Source organism: Mycobacterium sp. IDUB_17, from assembly GCF_055419465.1.
Genome location: NZ_JBVAXS010000004.1, coordinates 427,538 through 447,912, shown reverse-complemented (window position 1 = coordinate 447,912; position 20,375 = coordinate 427,538). Strand labels below are relative to the sequence as shown.

Genomic DNA, 20,375 nt, shown 5'->3' with positions numbered 1-20,375 from the left:
CGAGCGTGAGCTCCGGAATATCGGCTGGTTGGAGGCCTACCGGAAGGTGTAGGTCAGCGAATGGTGCGGCGGTTCAGTGACCGTGCGCCGATCATGAGCAGGAACACGATGACGGCACCGACGATGGCCACACCGACCCGCACCGGTAATGAATCGGCGGGTGGCAGAACCGACGCTGCCTGGGCCGCGGTTGCCTCGTCGGCCTTGGGTGTGATCAGTGACGGATCCGGGTCGACGAGGGTGCCGACCTTGGTTCCCGGTGGAGTGGAGAACGCGTAGTCGAGCAGGTGCGCTGCCTGTTCCCACGGCGCGATCGGTAACCGGGTGCCCTTCATCAGGATGGCAACGAGGCGGCGGCCGTCGCGGTTGGCGGCCCCGACGAAGGTCTGGCCCGCGTCATCGGTGTATCCGGTCTTGCCGCCCATCGCGCCCGGATAGTTGTAGAGCAGCTTGTTGTCGTTCTCCACCGGGTAGGACGGATTGCCGTCGCGCCCGGGGAAGTCGTAGGTCTGGGTGGCCACGATGTCGGCGAATGCCGGGTTCTGCCAGGCGTAGCGGTAGAACAGCCCGATGTCGTAGGCCGAGGTGCTCATGCCGGGGCCGTCCAGGCCAGAGGGGGTGGCGGCGCGGGTGTCGCGGCCGCCGAGTTTGCCGGCCAGGATGTTCAGCTTCTGCAGCGCGGGGTCCATCCCGCCCAACTGAGCCGCCAGAGCGTGTGCGGCGTCGTTGCCGGAGTGCATCAGCAGGCCGTGCAGCAGGTCGTTGATCGTGTACTGGCCACCGGGGCCGACGCCGACGCGGGTGCCCTCGGAGTTGGCATCATCCTGGGTGCCGGCGACCAACTTGTTGAGGTTGAGTTCATTGAGTGCGGCGGTGGCCACGAGCACCTTGATGATGCTGGCCGGACGGTGGCGTCCGTGCGGATCCTTGGCGGCGATGATGTCGCCGGTGTCCAGGTCCGCGACCAACCAGGCCTCGGCGGAGACATCATTGGGCAGTGGGGGAGTGTTCGCCGCGGTGATCACGCCGCAACCTGAAAGCGCTTCGCCGCCAATCGTCTTGGCGGGCACCGGCAGCGGTCCGGGCGCTACCTCGCCCGGCTTGGGTGCTTCCGACGCATCGACTGCCGGGGGCGTCGTCACCTTGTAGGGGCATTCGGGCGCCGGGTCGGCGGCGGCCGTGGGCATGCACAGCACGCTCGGCCCGGCGAGCATCGCCAGGGCCGCGAGTGCCGAGAGCCCGCGCGTCAACGCACGTGTCGGGAGCCTTCGCTGGATAGCCATCGTCTGCGCAGATTAGGCGAGCGACGACGCGATTCCGCGTAGCCACGCTGTGACTGATGTGGTTTCTGTGACAAATGTGATCTCGGAAAAGGGTGAGCCGGGATCGAGTTCAAGGCATGGGGCGGGGGACGGAACCAAGCCGTTAAGCGCGATTGTCCAAGATCACACCACCGAAGGAGCCGTCCCCCATCACAAACGATAAACCAACTGTCAACGGTCTGGCCGGGCGCATGCGTCGGCCATCGGTGATGCCAGGGGTGGCGAAAGCTGATTCTCCTGTTCGGTCGGGGGCCGCCTCCGCGGGTGTGATCTTGGACGCGCAAAACGTACCTGAGAGGACGCTGATGAAAGTGTATGAATTCACGGCAAACTTCCAACCCGTCGTCGGCTGACGCAGTTCAGCAATCGCCTCCATGCATCGAGCTCGCAGTTCAGTCGGCAATCGAAGGTGCCGTCAGCAATGTGAAGGCCGTTCGGGTGATATTTAAGATCGCAATTAGTTGCAGGCAGTTCTGTAACTGGTTCTATTGATGATAAATGTTTGCCATAATCCGCCGAATACCTGTTGAACTGTATCGCTGTGTGTTGATCGGTTCGCCAAATTTGCACGGATATGAGTGCCAGTCGTGTTTGAACCGGGTTAGCTGGGATGCCGGACCGGGACGGGTCGGGCAACCGTCGGTCACTTGCTGCCCGGCATACCTGATTCCCTGAGGCCGGTGCTGATCCGTCGGCAGCTGTCACCGATGGCGGTCAACTGCCGCCGTGACAGCGGATCCAGATAGCGGATCCGCACCCACCCCGCATATGTGCGCAGTGCGAGCCGCATTCGTGAGCGGCCGGCGGGAGTGATCTGGGCGAGCACGCTCCGCCGGTCACTCTCGCTGGTGGTGCGACGAAGAAGTCCTTGCGTCTCCAGCCGGCGGACCTGTTGGGTCACCCGGCCCGGCATCAACACCACGGCCTCAGCCAGCTCGCCCATGCGTGCAGCGCCGTCGGGGGACTTCATCAGAAAATCGAGCAGTATGACGTCCAGCAGTGACAGAGCGTGAGCGGTGTGCAACGTCCGGTTCAGCGCGTGGTACGCCTGGATCGCCGTGTCCAGATAGTCGTGCCAAGAACGGTTCTCGAGATCGTCCACCGACATTCCCCCACAAGACGCAGCAACTTCTGGCCGATTTCAAGATCAGAGGGCTAACACCCTAAGGCGTCTGTTCGTGAGCCGTCGGGCGAATCGCGTAACTCAAGCGTTCACGGAGAACGGCGCAGCCGGGTTTGCGACGGCAGCTCACCGAACAGGCTGCGGTACCTGCCGGACATCCGGCCGAGCTCGCTCATGCCCCACCGGTTGGACACATCGGCGATCGTGGACCCCGGTTGGCCGCCGGCGAGTAGATCGGACCGGATGCGATGAAGCCGCATCCGCGTGATGTACGACTGAGGTGACTCTCCGATTGTTTCGTCGAACGACCGGGCAAGGGTCCGCCGGGACACGCCCGCCAGCCGTGCGAGACCTTCGGTGTCCAGAGGTTGATCGAGGTTCTGGTCAATGTACATCCGGGTCAACTCGACGATCCTCTGGCGCTGTCTGAGCTGGCGAACCGGCATGGTCGTCGGCGCCCGCGTGAAATGGCCGATGAACGCCCCGACGATATCGGCGAATCCGCTGGGGTGAAGGTGGGTCTGGCTGCCATCCTGATGCAGGCGGGTCAGGAACGACGTGATCGTGGTGAGTTGTGCCCGCGCCATCGGCTGCGGGTGAATGCCGGTGCGTCGAAAAGTGGTGGGGGAAAGCCTCATTCCGTAGCGCTGGGCCTCACGCTCCAACGTCTCCGCGCTGAGGGAAACCACGGCGTACAGGGAGTTCACGTCGTGAAATGCCTCTTGCTCGTCACCCGGGCGAAAGACCGTCACGACCCCTGAATCGATTTCTCGCAGCAGGAGCCGATTGCGCGGTGGGATCTGCAGGCCGACCGCGATCGACAGTGCGTCCTCGGACAGTGGCCCACGGATCTGCACCCGACTGTCGAAGCGTCCCGAACTGAACGCGACACCGTCGTGGGCGGCATGGACCAGACTCCCGCTGGGCGCTTCACGCGACATCTGGAACGCGCTGAGGCCGGCGTCGGCGACCGCGTCGCTCAGATCCTCGAGTTGCGTGATCCGTGTCCGAACCACCGGCACGTACATGGACCAGGAGTGTAAGGCGCAACCGGCCTGTCCCAATCCGCATAGACCGCTTTCGTTGCCTGGGCTGTGATCTCGAGAGCGTCAGGCGAAGGAGAGGTTACGACTCAATGTTGGCATTCGAGGTTCCCGAGCCGACCCTTCCGCAAGATCCGCACGAGCTCAGCGACGACGAGTGGCGGAGCTGGAAGCGCTTCGGGGAATCGGCCGAACTGCTCTATCGGGAGATCAACGTCGCTCTGACCGTCAAATACGACCTCGCGGTTCCCGACGTGCACTTACTGAATCTGCTCAACTCCGGATCGCGTCGGTGGCTCCGAATGGGTGTGCTGGCAGAGGCTTTGGTCCTGTCACCCAGCCGGGTGACGTGGCAGGTCAGCCGCTTGGAGGAACGCGGTTTGGTTCGCCGGTTCCGGAGCCGCGAAGACGGGCGAGGGGTCGTCGTCGGGATCACCAGACAGGGGCGGGAGTACCTGTTGCCGGTGCTGCGTACGTACGCCGTGCTGGTACGACGGCACTATCTGGCGCCGCTCACACGAGACCAGATGACCGCGTTGGGTGCCGGGACCAGACGGATCGGCGAGGCCCTGAGAAGCGACGGACCGAGGCGCCCACCGGAGGGCTAATGCAGGCTGCCGATGTCGGTGTGGGCCAACGCGGGGAACTCGATGCTCGACATCCACAACCGGCCGCCCGCCTCGACGACACCGGTGACGACGCCAAAGTCCGGGTGCCGCATGTGGATACCGCTGACCGCGCGACCGGTGTCGGCGTCGAACGCGACCACCCACACCTGCGACTTGATCTTCGGCAGCAGGGGTTCCGGCAGCCGCCACACCAGTCGGCGCAGTGCGGGCGCCAGTGGTGCCAGCCGTTCGGCCGCGGCGACGATAGGGCTCACCATCGCTACCCAGATGCGCCCGTGCGACCCGGTGGAGATGTTGTCGGGCATGCCCGGAAGATTCACCGCGAGCGGCGTCACGGTGCCGGCGTGTGGTCCGGTCAGCCAGTACTTCGACAGCCGGCGAGCCTGCGTCTCGGCGAACACCAGTGCCGATCCGTCGGTGGTGACGGTGACCCCGTTGGCGAAGTACAGGCCTTCGACGAGCGTGGTCACCGTGCCGTCGGTGGCCAGCCGGTAGAGGCCACCGGTGCCCCGGGCCTCCATGATGGCGCCGTCGAAATGCTCGAAATGAAACCGGCTGGTCGACTCGGTGAAATAAATTGTCCCGTCAGATGTTTCGGTGACGTTCGAGCAGAACTTGAGTGGTCTTCCCTCGACCGACTCGGCGAGCGTCGTCAGCGTGCCGGTGCTCGGGTCCAGCGCCAGCAACCCGCGGTGGCTGTCGCAGATCAGCACCCGCCCGTCACGCGCGACATGCAAGCCCAGTGGGCGTCCGCCGGTGTCGGCGATGACGGCAGTGGCACCGTCGGGGGAGACACGCACGACCCGTCCGTCGACCAGCCCGGTCCACAGCTGTCCGGATTCGTCGGCGACGACGTCCTCCGGTCCGTCTCCGGGCATCGGCACAACCGTGAGCTCGGCAGGGCCGAACTCAGGCAATGGGTCGATGGGAGGCGGAGTCCAACGGACGGGATCGATGGGTGGCTTACGTGGCACGCCCTTGAGGGTAGATCGGATTCTCGGTCTCTGGATGAAAAGCGCTGCGTGAGAGTGGCATTCGAAATCCCGCACCCCCACTGTCGATCGTCGGGCCGGAATGAGATGCATTCCGGCTGCCGCCGACCCAGTCACGGATGGCCGAAGGTGTCTGTACCGGTCGGGGCCGATAAATGCGATAAACAGCTAACTTTCTGCGCCGGTAGAACACGTTTCAATCGTGTTGGACGGATAGTTGCGACCTTAAATTCATCGACCCGGACTCCGGGGTTGGCTGCATCGCCCAAAGGGGGGCGAATGACCAGGGGGGATGTTCACGCGGCCAGATTGCGCGCGGTTGGAGGCCTTGGCCCGAATCGTTGCGACATCGCGAAAAATATCGGAGTCCTCAGGTTCCTCTTAGTAGTTTTCTCACGTCCAAGATCACACCGGCGTCCAAGGGAAGGCCAAGTGCAAGTTTCAATTCGTTCGTATCTCACAGCGGGGGTTGCGCTCGGATGCGGCGGCACCGGCGAGCGTGGGCGCCGCACCGGTTTCCGCGTTGCGCGCGGCCGCGGATGAAACCGCGGGCGACGAGGTTGCCGCGGACTCGGATGCGGGCCCGGCTCAGGGGGCGGTCACCGCGAGCCCCAAGGCTCTGCCGGCCAGCCGGGTGAAGGCTGAGCTCGACAAGTTCTCAGATCGAACGGGGAAGGCGGCCAAGGAGGTCGGTGACCAATCCGCCTCGAACCTGAGGTCGAATCTGAGGAAGGTGGGCGACAACATCGCCAAGGCGATGAAGGCCAAGCCCGCCAAGCACCGGGTTGGTGCCAAGAACGGTTCCGGGGGCGACGCCGGCTCCGGGAGCGGTTCGAGTGTAGGTGCGGGCAGCGAAGGCTGACCCACCGTAACGACAATCGGCCCTCTCCAGAAATGGAGAGGGCCGATTGCGTCACCTATTCGCCGTTGCTACAACAGCTTTCCTGCCTCGGTCAGCACACCGTGCAGGATCTCGTAGATCGCGTCGAACTCGGCCTGCCCGCTGATCAGCGGCGGGGCCAGCTGGATCACTGGGTCGCCGCGGTCGTCGGCGCGGCAGTACAGCCCGGCCTCCCACAACGCCGGCGTCAGGAACCCGCGCAGCAGCCGCTCGGACTCTTCGTCGTTGAAGGTCTCCTTCGTCGTCTTGTCCTTGACGAGCTCGATGCCGTAGAAGAATCCCTCACCGCGGACATCGCCGACGATCGGCAGGTCGTACAGCTTCTCCAAGGTGGCCCGGAATGCCGGAGCGGATTCCTTGACGTGGGCATTGATGCCCTCGCGCTCGAAGATATCAAGGTTGGCCATCGCCACCGCAGCCGAAACCGGGTGTCCGCCAAAGGTGTAGCCGTGCCCGAACACCGTCTTGCCGTCGTTGAACGGTTCGAACAACCGGTCGCTGACCACCATCGCGCCCAGCGGTGAGTAGCCCGATGTCAGGCCTTTGGCACTGGTGATGATGTCCGGCACGTAGCCGAAATCGTCGCAGGCGAACATCGAACCGATGCGGCCGTACGCACAGATCACTTCGTCGGACACCAGCAGCACGTCGTACTCGTCGCAGATCTCACGGACCCGCTCGAAGTATCCGGGCGGCGGCGGGAAGCAGCCCCCGGCGTTCTGCACCGGCTCGAGGAACACCGCGGCCACGGTGTCGGGACCCTCGAATTCGATGGCCTCGGCGATGCGGTCGGCGCAGTAGCGGCCGAACGCCTTCTCGTCGTTACCGTATTCGGCGGGTGCCCGGTAGAAGTTGGTGTTGGGCACCCGGAAACCGCCGGGGGTCGGCGGATCGAACGGCGCCTTGAATGCCGGGATGCCGGTGATGGCGAGGGCTCCCTGCGGCGTGCCGTGATAGGCGATCGACCGCGAGATCACCTTGTACTTGCCCGGCTTGCCGGTCAGCTTGAAGTACTGCTTGGCCAGCTTCCATGCGCTCTCGACGGCCTCGCCGCCGCCGGTGGTGAAGAAGACCCGGTTCAGGTCACCCGGTGCGTAGTTGGCGACGCGCTCGGCCAGTTCGATGGCCGGCGGAGTGGCGTAGGACCACAGCGGGAAGAAGGACAGCTTCTCGGCCTGCTTGGCCGCGGCCTCGGCAAGTTCCTTGCGGCCGTGGCCGACCTGGACGACAAAGAGGCCGGACAGGCCGTCGATGTAGCTCTTGCCCCTGTCGTCGAAGATGTGGGCACCTTCGCCGCGCGTGATGATCGGTGGTGTGATGCCCTCCCCGTGGCGGGCGAAGTGCCCCCACAGGTGGCGGTTGGCTTTGGCTGCCAGATCGGATTTTTCAGTGACGCTCATCGAGTTCCCCAATTGTATTGCTGTTTGACGAGTTTCAGATAGACGAGGGTTTCGGTGGTTATCACTCCTGGCAATGAGCGGATCTGGGTGTTGAGAAGTTCCAGCAGGCTGTCGTCGTCCTCGCAGACCACCTCGCAGATGGCGTCGAAGGACCCGGCCGTCAGCACCACGTAGTCCACGGCCTCGATGGCAGACAACTTCTCGGCCAACTTGAGGGTGTCGCCGGTGCAGCGGATGCCGATCATCGCCTGCCGGGCGAACCCGAGCTGCAACGGATCGGTCACCGCGACGATCTGCATGACGCCGGCGTCGACCATGCGCTGCACGCGCTGGCGCACCGCCGCCTCGGACAGGCCCACGGCCTTACCGATTCCGGCATACGAACGTCGGCCGTCGGCCTGCAGCTTCTCGATGATCGCCTTCGACAGTTCGTCGAGCTGAAAGGCGGTGCGAGAATTGTGGTTCACCCGCAGAGGCACTGGCTGAAGGTCTTCACCCTCAGGGTTGGTCATGCACCGATTGTGCACGGAATCCGTCGTTTAGGGCAACCGAATCGATGAAATCCCTCGTTTAAACCGGGCCTAAGCGCGGGATTGCGTAGAGATCGGATGACCCATCGGTTACCGTGGGGCCCCATGAACGTGGCAGTGAATGTGACGAGCAGCTGGATAAACGGTGCGCCTGTGGCGACGGCCGGGGGCACCCACCAGATCATCGACCCCGCGACCGGCCGGCCTGTCGTCGACTACGCCCTGGCCACTCCGGCCGACGTGGACAACGCCGTCGATGCCGCCCGCAAGGCGTTCCCCGCCTGGTCGAAGGCGACGCCGGCCGAGCGGTCGGCGGTCCTGGCCAAGCTGGCCAAGCTCGCCGACGAGCACGCCGATCAGCTGGTGGCCGAGGAGGTCAGCCAGACCGGCAAGCCGGTACGCCTGGCCACTGAGTTCGATGTCCCCGGCAGCGTCGACAACATCGACTTCTTCGCGGGTGCGGCACGCCACCTGGAGGGAAAGGCCACCGCCGAGTACTCCGGTGACCACACCTCCAGCATCCGGCGTGAAGCCGTCGGCGTCGTCGCCACCATCACGCCGTGGAACTATCCCCTGCAGATGGCGGTGTGGAAGGTCATCCCGGCGCTGGCCGCGGGCTGTTCCGTCGTCATCAAGCCCGCCGAGATCACCCCGCTGACAACCCTCACCCTGGCCCGGCTGGCCACCGAGGCCGGCCTGCCCGACGGTGTGTTCAACGTCGTGACCGGCGGTGGCGCCGACGTCGGCACCGCCCTGGCCGGGCACCGCGACGTCGACGTCGTCACCTTCACCGGATCCACCGCGGTCGGCCGCAAGGTGATGACCGCCGCCGCGGCACACGGACACCGCACCCAACTCGAGTTGGGCGGCAAGGCGCCGTTCGTGGTGTTCGACGACGCCGACCTGGATGCCGCGATCCAGGGTGCGGTGGCCGGTGCCCTGATCAACACCGGCCAGGACTGCACCGCCGCCACCAGGGCGATCGTCGCCCGCGACCTGTACGACGACTTCGTCGCCGGCGTGGCCGAGGTGATGAGCAAGATCGTCGTCGGCGATCCGCACGATCCCGACACCGACCTGGGCCCGCTGATCTCGTTCGCGCACCGGGACAAGGTCGCCGCCATGGTGGCCCGCGCGCCCGAGCAGGGCGGCCGCGTCGTCACCGGAGGCGTGATCCCGGATCTGCCCGGCGCGTTCTACCGGCCTACCTTGATCGCCGATGTCGCGGAGACCTCTGAGGTGTACCGCGACGAGATCTTCGGTCCGGTGCTGACCGTGCGGGCGTTCACCGACGACGACGACGCGATCCGGCAGGCCAACGACACCGACTACGGCCTGGCCGCCTCGGCCTGGACCCGGGACGTGTACCGGGCGCAGCGGGCCTCCCGCGAGATCAATGCCGGGTGTGTGTGGGTCAACGACCACATCCCGATCATCAGCGAGATGCCGCACGGCGGCGTCGGTGCGTCGGGCTTCGGCAAGGACATGAGCGATTACTCGTTCGAGGAGTACCTCACCATCAAGCATGTGATGAGCGACATCACCGGTGTGGCCGAAAAAGAGTGGCACCGAACGATTTTCAGTAAGCGCTGAGCGTCTGGTCGAGAGGTCGCCCGCCGTGGCCATGACGTGCGTGGTGATCGGGGCGGGCGCGTGGGGGTTGCCCGCCGCGGCTGAGCTCGCCCGCCGTGGACACCGGGTGACGCTGATCGACCGCTACGGCCCGCTGAACGGACTGTCTTCCTCGGCGGGATCGACCCGGTTGTGGCGGCTCGCCGACCCTGACCCGATGCGGGTGCGGACGGCGCAGCGTGGTGTCGACGCGATGCACCGCCTTGCCGAGCGGGCGGGAACCCCGGTGTTCCTCACCCGTGGTCTGCTGTGGCGCGACGACGAGTCGCTGCCGGCCGTGGAGTCGACATTGGCGGCCCTTGGCGTCGCGTACGCGAATGTGCCTGCGGCGGACGTGGACCGGTTCTTTCCTGGTCTGCGCGGCGACGGGCGTGACGCCCTCTGGCAGCCGGTCGCCGGTGTCGTGCTCGCCGAAGCATCGCTGCTGGCTCAGTCGAAGATCTTTCAGAGTGCCCCCGGCACAACGCTTCTCGAGCGTGACGTGGCACGCGTCGAGAAAGCCGCCAACGGCGTCCGCGTGGTGCTGGCAGACGGCGACATCATCGATGCCGATGTCGCGGTGATCGCGGCCGGGCCGGGAGCGGCGCCGCTGCTGTCGCCGCTCGGGCTAGACCTGTCGCTACACCCGTATCTGGAACAGGTGGTGTACTTCGGCGATCCCGCGAATCCTGCTGCCACCGACGACTTTCCATGTCTGTTCGATGGACCGTCGGGTGACCGTCCGGGCATCTATGCCATGCCGTCGCCCGGTGCGGGCTACAAGATCGGTTTGGATGCCCCGTTGCGGGACTACCGGGCCGGCGATGTCGACCGGACCCCTGATGATGGGCGGTCCGCGGTGCTCCGTGACCGGGTGCAGACCGACATGCCCGCAGTGGTTCCGACCGTGCTCAATGCTCAGGTCTGCAGTTGGACCGACTCTCCCGACGGCAGGTTCATCGTCGACCGACTCGAGGGTGGAATTGTCGTGGCATGCGGCGACTCGGGGGAGGGTTTCAAGTACTCCGCACTGATGGGCGAGGTGCTCGCCGATCTGGCAGAGGGACGCACGCCGGACCCGGATGTCGCTCAGTGGTCGTTGGCGCGCTTCGCCACGGGGGTGCCTGAGCGCACGGGTCCACACGTGCTCGGCAGGCACTAGACCCCCGTCGGGGGGGGGCAACGAAATCCCTCGTAAAGGCCGACTATCGCAACGATAACCGTGGGTCTATCGCCAGGTCGCCGCCGATAACGCATGGGTGTGTCCTGCATCACAATTCTTGGGAGATGTGATGGAGGCCTTGCGGACCGTCTCGAACAAGACATAGGGTTTGGCGTCAGCGAACAAAGTGTTCGCTTAAAGCAATCCTCTTGCTCTTTTGAGACGAACGGATGTTTCGATATGAGTGCGACCGTCGAGCCGGATCCCGCTGAAGCGGCAGACACCGTGGTCGGAGCCCGGATCCGTCAGTTCCGGGCTGCGCGGAAGATGTCTCTGCGACAGTTGGCCGATCGTGCCGGTATCTCCCCGGGCTTTCTCAGCCAGGTGGAGCGCGGGCAGGTCAACGCGAGTGTCGGAACCCTGCGTCGGCTGGCTCAGTCGCTCGGCATCGTGCTGCCCGACTTGTTCACCGACGACGAGGTCACCGACGTCCGCATTCTCAGGAAGGCGGCCCGTCCGACCATCGAGGTATCAGAGCTGAGCTCGAAATACCTTCTGTCACAAAAGCCGCTGCGAAACCTCGAGGTCTACGCGGGTGAACTGTCGCCCGGGTCGAGCGCAGGCGAGGCCTACGTGCACGGTGACGCGCAGGAGATCCTGATCGTCATCGCCGGCACCCCCACCCTGGAACTCGACGGTGAGCGTTACGTGCTCGAACCGGGGGACAGCGCGGAGTACCGCACGTCCATGCCGCACACCGTGCACAACCTGAGCGACGCGCCAGTCGAGCTCATCTGGATCGTCAGCCCCCCGACCGACTGGCCGACTTGACGGGCCGCTCGCCCCGTTGCGGATGTGCCCACGTCCGCGAACACCTTTCCGCCCAGATCCAAAGGAGATCCCCAATGAAGATGTCGCCTGCCGCTCGTCGTGTGTCCGCCTTGATCGCTGCCGGGGCCCTCCTGGCCACCGCGTGTACGCCTGCGGGTCCCGGCCAAGCGGCCGACGTGGATCTGGGCAGCGGACCGCCGCAGGCCGGCACCGTCAAAGAAGGCGCACTCAAGGGCATGACCCTGACGTTCGTGTCGTACGGCGGCATCTTCCAGGACGGTCAGACGAAGGCGGCGATCGAGCCGTTCGCAGCGCAGTCCGGCGCAAAGGTGTTGCAGGACGGGCCTACTGAGAACTCGAAGATCAAGGCTCAGGTCGACTCCAAGAACGTGACCTGGGATGTGGTCGATAGCACCAACGTGTTCACCGCCAAGAATTGCGGCACGCTGTTCATGCCGCTGGACACCAGCATCGTCGACATCAGCAAGCTGCCCCCGGGCACCAAGACCGACGACTGTTCGGTCCCCGCAATGGGTTACGGACTGATCGTGGTCTACAACACCAAGAAGTACGGGGCGAACCCGCCGAAGACCTGGACCGACTTCTACGACACCGCGAAGTTCCCCGGTAAGCGGGCGATCGAAGGCGTGCCCGGTGAACTCGACCCCGGCGTCCTCGAGGGTGCGCTGCTCGCCGACGGTGTCGCCCCGGACGCGATGTACCCGATCGACATGGACCGGGCGCTGGCCAAGATGAACAGCATCCGCAAGGACACGGTCTTCTGGACCACCGGCGCGCAGTCCCAACAGCTCATCGAGTCCGGCCAGGTCGACATGGCGTTGGTGTGGAGCGGTCGCGCGTACTCGGCGGTCAAGAACGGGGCGCCGTTCGCTCCGATCTGGGACCAGTGGATGCCCGAGGCCGACACGATCGCCGTTCCCGTCGGCGCCAAGAACCCCAAGGCGTCGATGGCGCTCATCAACTTCTACCTCGGTGCCCAGCAGCAGGCCAAGCTTGCCGAACTGACGTCGTACAGCCCGATCAACGTCGATGCCAAGCCGCAACTCGACGACCTGGCCCGGTCGTACCTGACCACCACGCCGGAGCGGGAAAAGGACCGGTTCCCACTTGATCTCGGGTATTGGGCCGAACACCAGGAAGACATCGCCAACAAGTACACGTCCTGGCTCGCGGGCTAGGAGGTCTCGTTCCATGACGATGGTCGATGTTCTGGCGGGCGGAGCACCACCCAAGACCCAGACCACTCCCACCACCTCCGGTCGGAGGCTCGGCGACATCGGTTTGTTGGCGCCGTCGGTTCTGCTCGTCCTCGGGGTGTTCGGACTGCCGCTGGCCATCATGTTCTGGCAGGCGTTCAGCGACCCAGAACTCGGCTTCGGCAATTTCGCCTGGTATCTGGGCGATTCCGTGCAGCGCAGCGTCCTGTTGCGCACGTTCACGACGGGCCTCGAAGTCACGGTGATCTGCCTGGTGCTCGGCTATCCCTACGCCTACGCCATGGTCGCGTTCGGGCCCGCGGTCCGTATCGCACTGACCCTCATCGTGTTGGTTCCGTTCTGGACCAGCCTGATGGTGCGCACCTTCGCCTGGGTGATCCTGCTGGAGGACGGCGGGCCGCTCCAAACCCTGCTGTCGTTCGTCGGGCTGGGCAGTGTGCCGCTGCTGCGTACCAACCTGGGCGTGGTCATCGGCATGAGCCAGATCCTATTGCCGTTCATGGTCCTGCCGTTGTATGCCGTGATGTCGGGTATCGACCGGCGGCTGGTGCTCGCATCGTCGAGTCTTGGTGCGCGACCGGTCATCTCGTTCGCGAGAATCTGGGTTCCGCTGTCGCTGCCCGGCGTCGGGGCCGGCTGCCTGATGGTTTTCATCAGCAGCCTCGGCTTCTATGTCACACCTGCGCTGCTCGGCGCTCCCGACGACGCCCTGATCAGCCAGCAGATCTACGTACAGGTCACCAGCTTGCTGGCCTGGGGCAGGGGAGGGGCCATGGGTGTGGTCCTGCTACTCGTCACCGCTCTGGTGCTTGCCGCCCTGCTGTACCTGCTGCGCCGAAACCGCAAGGAGCGCACGGCATGACACGGTATGCAAAGACGTTCTGGAATGTCCTGCTCGGGTTGTTCTGTGCGGGGGTCGGTGTGTGGTTGGTCGCACCGTCGTTGATCGTGGTGCCGCTGAGCTTCACCGATCGGCCGTCGTTCGCCTTCCCGCCGAGCGGATGGTCGACGCGCTGGTATCGCACGTTCTTCGAAGATCCCGCGTGGATCGCCGCACTGAAGGCCAGCCTGGAGGTCGGGGTCCTGGTGGCCGTCTTCGCCACCTTGTTCGGCACCGCCGCGGCAGTGGCGCTCAGCCGTACCAGGCTGGCCGGTCGGCAGGGGATACGGGCATTCCTGTTGGCTCCCATGGTCGTTCCGGTGATCGTGGTCGCCGTTGGCCTGTACGCGTTGTTCCTGCGGCTGAACCTGCTCGGTACTTTGTTCGGTTTCGTCGTCGCGCACAGCGTGCTGGCACTGCCGTTCGTCATCGTGCCGGTGATGGCCAGCCTGCAGGGATTCGACCGGCGGCTGGAGGATGCGGCCGCGATCTGCGGTGCCGGCCGCTGGACCACGTTCCGAACCGTCACCCTGCCGCTGGTGGCGCCGGGGGTGCTCTCGGGCGCTCTGTTCGCGTTCGCGACGAGCTTCGACGAGGTCGTGCTGTCGCTGTTCATCCAGAACCCGTACCTGCAGACGCTGCCGGTCAAGATGTACGCCTCGGTGACGCGCGACACCGATCCCACGATCGCTGCGGCCGCCACTCTCATCCTCGCCCTCACGACAGGTCTGACCGTCGTCGCGGGCATCTACTCGCGCAGGAGGAATCGTGTCCACTGACAACACCCCGCACGGTGCGTCGATCACCTTGCGCGGCCTGACCAAGACCTATGGGTCGGAAAAGGCTGTCGACGCCATCGACCTCGATGCGCGGCCGGGCGAGTTCCTCACCCTGCTCGGCCCCAGCGGCTCGGGTAAGACCACCACCCTCAACATGATCGCCGGCTTCGTCGACGTCACCGAGGGGGAGCTGCTGATCGACGGCCGGCCCGTCGCTGATCTCCCGCCGTACCGCCGCAACATCGGCATGGTGTTCCAGCACTACGCGCTGTTCCCGCACATGACGGTGATCGACAACGTCGAATACCCGCTGCGCCAGCGCAAGATGGCCAAGGCGCAACGCCGCGAGAAGGTGGCGGCCGCGTTGCGCACGGTCGGCCTCGACGGGTACGGCAAGCGCATGCCCAAGGAACTGTCCGGCGGTCAGCAGCAGCGCGTCGCCTTTGCGCGGGCCATGGTCTACGAACCGCGCGTGCTGCTCATGGACGAACCGCTGGGCGCGCTGGACAAGAAACTGCGTGATTCGCTGCAACTCGAGATCAAGCGCATTCACGGTGAACTCGGCACCACGTTCGTCTACGTCACCCACGACCAGGACGAGGCGCTGGTGCTTTCGGACCGCATCGCGGTGTTCAACAAGGCGCGCATCGAGCAGATCGGTTCGCCCACCGACCTTTACGAACGCCCCAAGAGCATCTTCGTGGCCCGATTCCTCGGCGAGTCGTCGCTGTTCCAGGGAAAACTGGAGGATGGGCGGGTCGTCAATGCCTATGGCCGGCGGCTCGTGGCCGGCCGGGGTGAATCGAGGCGTGGCGACTCGGTGGCCGTCGTGGTGCGGCCGGAACGGCTTCGCATCGTCACCGGTGACACCGAACCGGACGTCGTCAATGCGGTGCCGGGCACCGTGATTCAGGAGATCTACCTCGGCAACTCACGCAAGGTCGAGGTCAGCCTGCCCGACGGCACCGTCGCGCTGGTCCGCGAGAGCGCGGACAGCATCACACCGACCCAGGCGGGGCAAAAGGTGTGGTTGACGTTCGATCCCGACGTCGCCACCATCCTGCCCGCCGACAACTGATCAACCGCCACAAGTACAGGAGAACCAAGATGTCCCCCGACGGTCGCACGACCAGCGGTCTTGCCAATGACTTCGTGAACGGCAGCGTGTCGTTCTGGTATCGCGCGGCGGGCTGGCCGGAATCAAGACCGGCTCTGCCGGGTTCGCTCGAAGCCGACGTCTGCATCGTCGGGGCGGGCCTGACCGGCTTGTGGGCCGCCTACTACCTCAAGCGCGAACAGCCAGACATCCGGATTGTCATGCTGGAGAAGGAGTTCGCCGGGTTCGGGGCGTCCGGCCGCAACGGCGGATGGCTCTCCGCCGAACTCGCAGGATCCCGCGATGCCTATGCCTCCACGCACGGCCACGACGGCGTCGTCGCACTCATGCGGGCCATGCGGGGCGCCGTGGACGAGGTCATCGACGTCACGAAGTCCGAAGGCATCGACGCCGACGTGGTCAAGGACGGCGTGCTGCATGTGGCCCGCAACCAGGCGCAGATGGGCCGGCTCCGCGAATCTCTCGACTACGAGCGGAGTTGGGGTGCCACCGAGGACGACTTCGTGGTCCTCACCGGCGACGAATCCAATGCCCGCATCCGGGTCGAGCGCGCCATGGGCGCTCTGTTCACCCCGCACTGCGCGCGCGTGCAGCCGGCCAAACTCGTTCAGGGGCTGGCCCGCGTGGTGGAGGGCATGGGCGTCGCCATCTACGAGCAGACCGAAGTGACCGACATCAAGGCCGGGCGTGCCATCACGGCCCGTGGCGATGTCCGGGCACCGGTGGTCCTGCGCTGCCTTGAGGGCTTCACCGCGACCATGCCGGGACAGCGCCGGGCGTGGCTGCCGATGAACTCCTCGATGGTGGTGACCGAACCCCTTCCGGATTCCGTTCTGCAGCAGGTCGGTTGGAACGGCGCCGAGCTCCTCGGCGACTACGCGCACGGCTACATGTATGCCCAGCGCACGGCTGACAATCGAATTGCGCTGGGCGGCCGGGGGATCCCCTACCGGTACGGTTCGGCACTCGATCATCGCGGAGCCACCCAGCAGTGGACCATCGATGCTCTGGGGGCCCTGGTTCGCGACATGTTCCCGGCGACCCGCGACGTTCCGATCGAGCACGCGTGGTGCGGGGTGCTCGGGGTGCCGCGCGACTGGACTGCCACCGTGGACTTCGACCGGGCGAGCGGGCTCGGCACCGCGGGTGGCTATGTCGGCAGCGGCCTGACCACCACCAACCTGGCCGGGCACACCCTTGCCGATCTCGTGCTCAAGCGCGACACCGCGCTCACCCGGCTGCCCTGGGTGGGTCGTCGGGTCCGAAAATGGGAGCCGGAGCCGTTGCGGTGGTTGGGAGTTCAGGCGATGTATGCGCTGTACCGGACCGCTGATCGTCGCGAGTCCACGCGTGGCCTGTCCGGCACGAGTGGGCTGGCACGTGTGGCGAACAAGATCACCGGGCGCTGACGCGATGGAGACGAGTGTGAACCTGCTTCATGTTGACGCGGACACGGTCGAAATGCCCGAGCCGCAACCGAAACCGACGAGCGTCAGCGGCCAGCTGGAGTCCTCGCTCGGTGTCTGGGCCGATGCGGTGACCGACACCGGGGTGTGGGAATGCGGCCCGGGTGAGTTCAGCGCGGACCGGTCGAGTGCGACCGAGGTGTGCCACATCATCTCGGGCTCCGGCACCGTCGTCGGTGAGGACGGAACGAGCGCCGACATCAGGCCCGGCAGCCTGCTGGTCCTGCCAAAGGGGTGGCGAGGAACGTGGTTCGTCAAGGAGGCGATCCGCAAGACCTACGTCATGGTGGGTGCCTGAGGGCGTCGTTCGTCTGATGCGCCCTAAACTGGGGCCATGACCGCGAGCGCTCGGGTCGGCGAGTTCGAGGAATTGCGGCCCCATCTGCTGGCCGTGGCCTACCGGCTCACCGGAACCTTCGCCGACGCCGAGGACATCGTCCAGGATGCGTGGATCCGCTGGGAAGCCAACCAGACCACGATCGCTGACCTGCGGGCCTGGCTGACCACCGTGGTGAGCAGGCTCGGCCTGGACCGGTTGCGCTCGGCGGCGCACCGGCGCGAGGCCTACTACGGGGAATGGCTGCCGGAGCCCGTGGTGACCGGGCTCGACGCGAACGACCCACTCAACGCGGTGGTGGCCGGGGAAGACGCCCGGTTCGCCGCGATGGTGGTGTTGGAGCGGCTCACCCCCGATCAGCGCGTGGCCTTCGTGTTGCACGACGGGTTCGGCCTACCGTTCACCGAAATCGCCGGTGTGCTCGGCGTCAGCGATGCTTCGGCCCGCCAGTTGGCCTCCCGGGCCCGTCGTGCGGTCGCGGACAATCCGCCTGCGTCGTCAGCCGACGATTTGCACAACCAGGTGGCGGGCGAGCTGATGGCCGCGCTGGCGTCGGGGGAGCTCGACGCCGTCGTGCGGTTGCTGCATCCCGACGTCACGTTCACCGGCGATTCGAACCGTCGTGCCCCGACCGCTGCCCGCGTCATCCACGGGCCGGACAAGGTGGCCCGGTTCATCCTCGGGCTGTCCAAGCGCTACGGGCCGAATTGGTTGGCGGGCAGTCAATTTGCGCTCGTCAACGGCCAGTTGGGCCTCTACACCACAGGGGCGCCGGCCGGTGACGGCTACCCCGAGATGATGCCCCGGGTCACGATCTTCACGGTGCGGGACGGCTTGGTCTGCGCGGTCTGGGACATCGCCAACCCCGACAAGTTCACCGGATCCCCGCTGAGAGGTGCACAGTGATGCCGAACGAGCCCGGAACCCTGGCGCACACGTTCAGCCGAATGATGTTCCGCGGCATGGACAAGATGCGCCACCGCGATGCCTTCGACATCGGACCGGCTACCGCGAGCACCTTCGCCGGGTTCGGGAACTACCGGCAGATCGTGTTGGTGACCTTCAAGAAATCGGGGGAGGCGGTGCCCAGCCCGATCAACCACGGCATCGCTGACGGCAAGCTCTACGTGCGCACCGATGCGTCGACCGGGAAGGTCAAACGCATCCGTAACAACCCGGATGTCCTTGTGGTGGCGAGCAGCCTGCGCGGCAAGCCCATCGGCCCCGTGGTGGCCGGCGTGGCGCGCATCCTGCCTGAGCCGGAACACGCGCATGCCAACGCGGTGATCGCCGCCAACTGGAGCTCACCCATGAAGCTGCTCGAGCGCAGCCTCGATGTGAGTAGTCAGACCCTGGGTGTGCCAATGGCTTTCATCGAGATCACGCCCGCCGAGGCGTGACAGCATCCGGCGTCACAAGACGTACGGGATCAACGCTTTGCGGTCGGTGGGGTACTCGGGAAACTTCTCCTGATACCAGTCGTGGGTGCCCAGCGCCCGGGGGATCAGGTTGCCCGCGGTGATCAACAGGATGGCAACCCCGGGCAAGGCCCAGGTCAGTATTGCGAAGCCGGACCAGGCGATGATCTCGCCCAGATAGGCCGGGCTGGTGACGAACCGGAAGCCGCCGCCGAACGGGATCCGGTATTCGGCAGCACCCGGGTTGTTCTTGTCGCGCAGGTTCCGCACGATCGATTCGGAATTGACCAGTAGCGTGAACCCGCCCAGGTAGATCACCAACCCCACCAGGAATCGCGGGTCGGTCAGCCACTCGGTGGTGTACTGCCCGAAGAAGTCCTGGCTGAACAGGGTTCCGTTGAGGTAGCCGTGCATGGAGGTGACGAGCATGCCCATCACGATCACCGAGACGTTGAACGTGCCGCGCTTGCCGGGCACCTGGCGGATCGCGAGCGGGAAGAACCAACCGCGGTTGGCGTAGTGCAGCAGCCAGATCCCGGCGAGCACCAGGGACGTCGGCTCGAATCGGTTCGGCCCGGCCAGGTAGCTGATCAAGAACACCACGGTGGCGGGGATCTCCATCAGCCACCAGCCGAGCTTCGGGTTGAGGTTCAAGCCGAGTTTCGTCGTCGAGAAGCGCCCGTAGGAACTCTGTGCGAAGAAACCGCCGATGATCACGAATGCCGCGAACGCGAAGGCCGCGGTCAGCACCGTGTCATAGAACGTGTTGCCGGTGTACCAGTGCATGGCTGATTCCTAGGTGAGCTGGCGGTTTCAGCGGCTGCCGCCGCTATTTCTGTAACGTGTTCTACCACCCTGGCTCAGCCTGATGCCAGCGACACGGTCACTGGGCCCACGGAACGCGGCATGCATCTCCGGAGTTGAAGCCCTGCTCGGTGATGCCCAGTGCCGAGTACATCCGGGACCGCATGTTCTCCACGCCGATCTGGTAGCTCAGCTCGATCACGCCGTCGTCGCCGAAACGCCGGCGTAGGTCGGCCACCTGCTCGTCGGTGACGGTGTGCGGGTCTGTCGTCATCGCATTGGCGTAGGCGATGGCGGCGCGCTCGTCATCGGTGAACAGTGGCGACGTGGCGTAATCGTCGATCGACTTGAGCCGTTCGACGTCGAGGTTCTCCAGCCGCATCAGCATGGAGCCGAAGTCCACACACCACGAGCAGCCGACGGTGCGGGCGGTCCAGAACACCGCGAGTTCGCGGACCGTGGCGGGCAGCTTCTTGGAGCCGCCCTGCAGCAGCATCTCGTGGACGCCGTTGGCGACCAGCAGACGCGGGTGGTTTGCGGCCACGGCGAACGGTTCAGGGACCTCGCCGAACTGGCGCTTGGCGTACCAGTACATGGCGCGGGTCAGCAGGCCGGCCTGTTTGGGGGTGACGGCGGGAATTCGTGTCTTCGTCTCGGTCATACGAGTTAGACGAGGCAGCCCCGCAATGTGTGACAGTGCAAAACGGGCGCCGACTCTGCGCTCAGATCGTGATTCCCCTCGAAAACACGATCTGAGCGCAGAATCGACGCCCGGTAAGCAGCGTCGGCGAC

20 protein-coding genes and 1 pseudogene are annotated in these 20,375 nt (G+C 65.5%); 13 read left to right on the top strand and 8 right to left on the bottom strand.

Annotated elements, in window-relative coordinates:
• Positions 1-53: 53 nt before the first annotated feature.
• The 3 genes from ACZYZ7_RS19730 to ACZYZ7_RS19720 all read right to left on the bottom strand — a co-directional run bounded on the left by ACZYZ7_RS19730 (position 54) and on the right by ACZYZ7_RS19720 (position 3,473).
• Positions 54-1,283, bottom strand: coding sequence for a D-alanyl-D-alanine carboxypeptidase family protein (locus tag ACZYZ7_RS19730; protein ID WP_450070371.1), 1,230 nt, complete (start codon positions 1,281-1,283; stop codon positions 54-56).
• Positions 1,284-1,965: 682 nt separating this feature from the next.
• Positions 1,966-2,424, bottom strand: coding sequence for a MarR family winged helix-turn-helix transcriptional regulator (locus ACZYZ7_RS19725; RefSeq protein ID WP_463741568.1), 459 nt, complete (start codon positions 2,422-2,424; stop codon positions 1,966-1,968).
• A gap of 110 nt (positions 2,425-2,534) precedes the next feature.
• Positions 2,535-3,473: a helix-turn-helix transcriptional regulator gene (locus ACZYZ7_RS19720; protein ID WP_463741567.1), complete on the bottom strand. Its 939-nt coding sequence runs from the start codon at positions 3,471-3,473 to the stop codon at positions 2,535-2,537.
• Between the two features lie 107 nt (positions 3,474-3,580).
• On the opposite strand from ACZYZ7_RS19720, the gene ACZYZ7_RS19715 reads away from it, so the two are divergent.
• Positions 3,581-4,096: a MarR family winged helix-turn-helix transcriptional regulator gene (locus ACZYZ7_RS19715; RefSeq protein ID WP_463741566.1), complete on the top strand. Its 516-nt coding sequence runs from the start codon at positions 3,581-3,583 to the stop codon at positions 4,094-4,096.
• Here ACZYZ7_RS19715 and ACZYZ7_RS19710 read toward each other — a convergent pair.
• Positions 4,093-5,091: an SMP-30/gluconolactonase/LRE family protein gene (locus tag ACZYZ7_RS19710; protein ID WP_463741565.1), complete on the bottom strand. Its 999-nt coding sequence runs from the start codon at positions 5,089-5,091 to the stop codon at positions 4,093-4,095. The genes ACZYZ7_RS19715 and ACZYZ7_RS19710 overlap by 4 nt on opposite strands.
• Positions 5,092-5,608: 517 nt before the next feature.
• On the opposite strand from ACZYZ7_RS19710, the gene ACZYZ7_RS19705 reads away from it, so the two are divergent.
• On the top strand, positions 5,609-5,971 hold the full coding sequence (locus tag ACZYZ7_RS19705; protein WP_463741564.1) for a hypothetical protein: 363 nt from the start codon (positions 5,609-5,611) through the stop codon (positions 5,969-5,971).
• Positions 5,972-6,039: 68 nt separating this feature from the next.
• Here ACZYZ7_RS19705 and ACZYZ7_RS19700 read toward each other — a convergent pair whose 3' ends face one another.
• Together ACZYZ7_RS19700 and ACZYZ7_RS19695 are read right to left on the bottom strand one after the other, a co-directional pair.
• Positions 6,040-7,410, bottom strand: coding sequence for an aspartate aminotransferase family protein (locus ACZYZ7_RS19700; RefSeq protein ID WP_463741563.1), 1,371 nt, complete (start codon positions 7,408-7,410; stop codon positions 6,040-6,042).
• Positions 7,407-7,922 (bottom strand): Lrp/AsnC family transcriptional regulator, encoded by a 516-nt coding sequence (locus ACZYZ7_RS19695; protein ID WP_450070364.1) that lies wholly within the window; start codon positions 7,920-7,922, stop codon positions 7,407-7,409. Before ACZYZ7_RS19695 ends, ACZYZ7_RS19700 begins: the two co-directional genes overlap by 4 nt.
• A 123-nt stretch (positions 7,923-8,045) precedes the next feature.
• On the opposite strand from ACZYZ7_RS19695, the gene ACZYZ7_RS19690 reads away from it, so the two are divergent.
• From ACZYZ7_RS19690 to ACZYZ7_RS19640, 11 genes are all read left to right on the top strand, one after another.
• Positions 8,046-9,533: a gamma-aminobutyraldehyde dehydrogenase gene (locus tag ACZYZ7_RS19690; protein ID WP_463741562.1), complete on the top strand. Its 1,488-nt coding sequence runs from the start codon at positions 8,046-8,048 to the stop codon at positions 9,531-9,533.
• A 31-nt stretch (positions 9,534-9,564) separates the two neighbouring features.
• Positions 9,565-10,713 carry an FAD-dependent oxidoreductase gene (locus ACZYZ7_RS19685; RefSeq protein WP_463741711.1) on the top strand — a complete coding sequence of 383 codons (1,149 nt, stop codon included), beginning with the start codon at positions 9,565-9,567 and terminating at the stop codon, positions 10,711-10,713.
• A 240-nt stretch (positions 10,714-10,953) separates the two neighbouring features.
• Positions 10,954-11,544, top strand: coding sequence for a helix-turn-helix domain-containing protein (locus ACZYZ7_RS19680; RefSeq protein ID WP_276126588.1), 591 nt, complete (start codon positions 10,954-10,956; stop codon positions 11,542-11,544).
• A gap of 74 nt (positions 11,545-11,618) precedes the next feature.
• On the top strand, positions 11,619-12,743 hold the full coding sequence (locus ACZYZ7_RS19675) for an ABC transporter substrate-binding protein (protein WP_463741561.1): 1,125 nt from the start codon (positions 11,619-11,621) through the stop codon (positions 12,741-12,743).
• Between the two features lie 13 nt (positions 12,744-12,756).
• Positions 12,757-13,644, top strand: coding sequence for an ABC transporter permease (locus ACZYZ7_RS19670; RefSeq protein ID WP_463741560.1), 888 nt, complete (start codon positions 12,757-12,759; stop codon positions 13,642-13,644).
• Positions 13,641-14,441: an ABC transporter permease gene (locus ACZYZ7_RS19665; RefSeq protein ID WP_463741559.1), complete on the top strand. Its 801-nt coding sequence runs from the start codon at positions 13,641-13,643 to the stop codon at positions 14,439-14,441. The genes ACZYZ7_RS19670 and ACZYZ7_RS19665 overlap by 4 nt, the downstream gene beginning before the upstream one ends.
• Complete coding sequence (locus ACZYZ7_RS19660; RefSeq protein ID WP_463741558.1) at positions 14,431-15,519, top strand: ABC transporter ATP-binding protein; 1,089 nt, start codon at positions 14,431-14,433, stop codon at positions 15,517-15,519. Before ACZYZ7_RS19665 ends, ACZYZ7_RS19660 begins: the two co-directional genes overlap by 11 nt.
• Before the next feature lie 29 nt (positions 15,520-15,548).
• Positions 15,549-16,967 carry an NAD(P)/FAD-dependent oxidoreductase gene (locus tag ACZYZ7_RS19655; protein WP_463741557.1) on the top strand — a complete coding sequence of 473 codons (1,419 nt, stop codon included), beginning with the start codon at positions 15,549-15,551 and terminating at the stop codon, positions 16,965-16,967.
• 16 nt (positions 16,968-16,983) lie between these two features.
• On the top strand, positions 16,984-17,322 hold the full coding sequence (locus tag ACZYZ7_RS19650) for a cupin domain-containing protein (protein WP_210115490.1): 339 nt from the start codon (positions 16,984-16,986) through the stop codon (positions 17,320-17,322).
• A 36-nt stretch (positions 17,323-17,358) separates the two neighbouring features.
• A complete protein-coding gene (locus ACZYZ7_RS19645) occupies positions 17,359-18,267 on the top strand; it encodes a sigma-70 family RNA polymerase sigma factor (protein WP_463741556.1) in 909 nt (302 codons plus the stop codon).
• Complete coding sequence (locus tag ACZYZ7_RS19640) at positions 18,267-18,761, top strand: PPOX class F420-dependent oxidoreductase (protein ID WP_463741555.1); 495 nt, start codon at positions 18,267-18,269, stop codon at positions 18,759-18,761. The genes ACZYZ7_RS19645 and ACZYZ7_RS19640 overlap by 1 nt, the downstream gene beginning before the upstream one ends.
• A gap of 12 nt (positions 18,762-18,773) precedes the next feature.
• Here the strand turns inward: ACZYZ7_RS19640 and ACZYZ7_RS19635 are convergent, their stop codons facing one another.
• Positions 18,774-19,565 (bottom strand): phosphatidylethanolamine N-methyltransferase family domain-containing protein, encoded by a 792-nt coding sequence (locus ACZYZ7_RS19635; RefSeq protein WP_463741554.1) that lies wholly within the window; start codon positions 19,563-19,565, stop codon positions 18,774-18,776.
• A gap of 97 nt (positions 19,566-19,662) precedes the next feature.
• A pseudogene (locus ACZYZ7_RS19630) lies at positions 19,663-20,268 on the bottom strand (carboxymuconolactone decarboxylase family protein); the annotation flags it as partial.
• Positions 20,269-20,375: the final 107 nt, after the last annotated feature.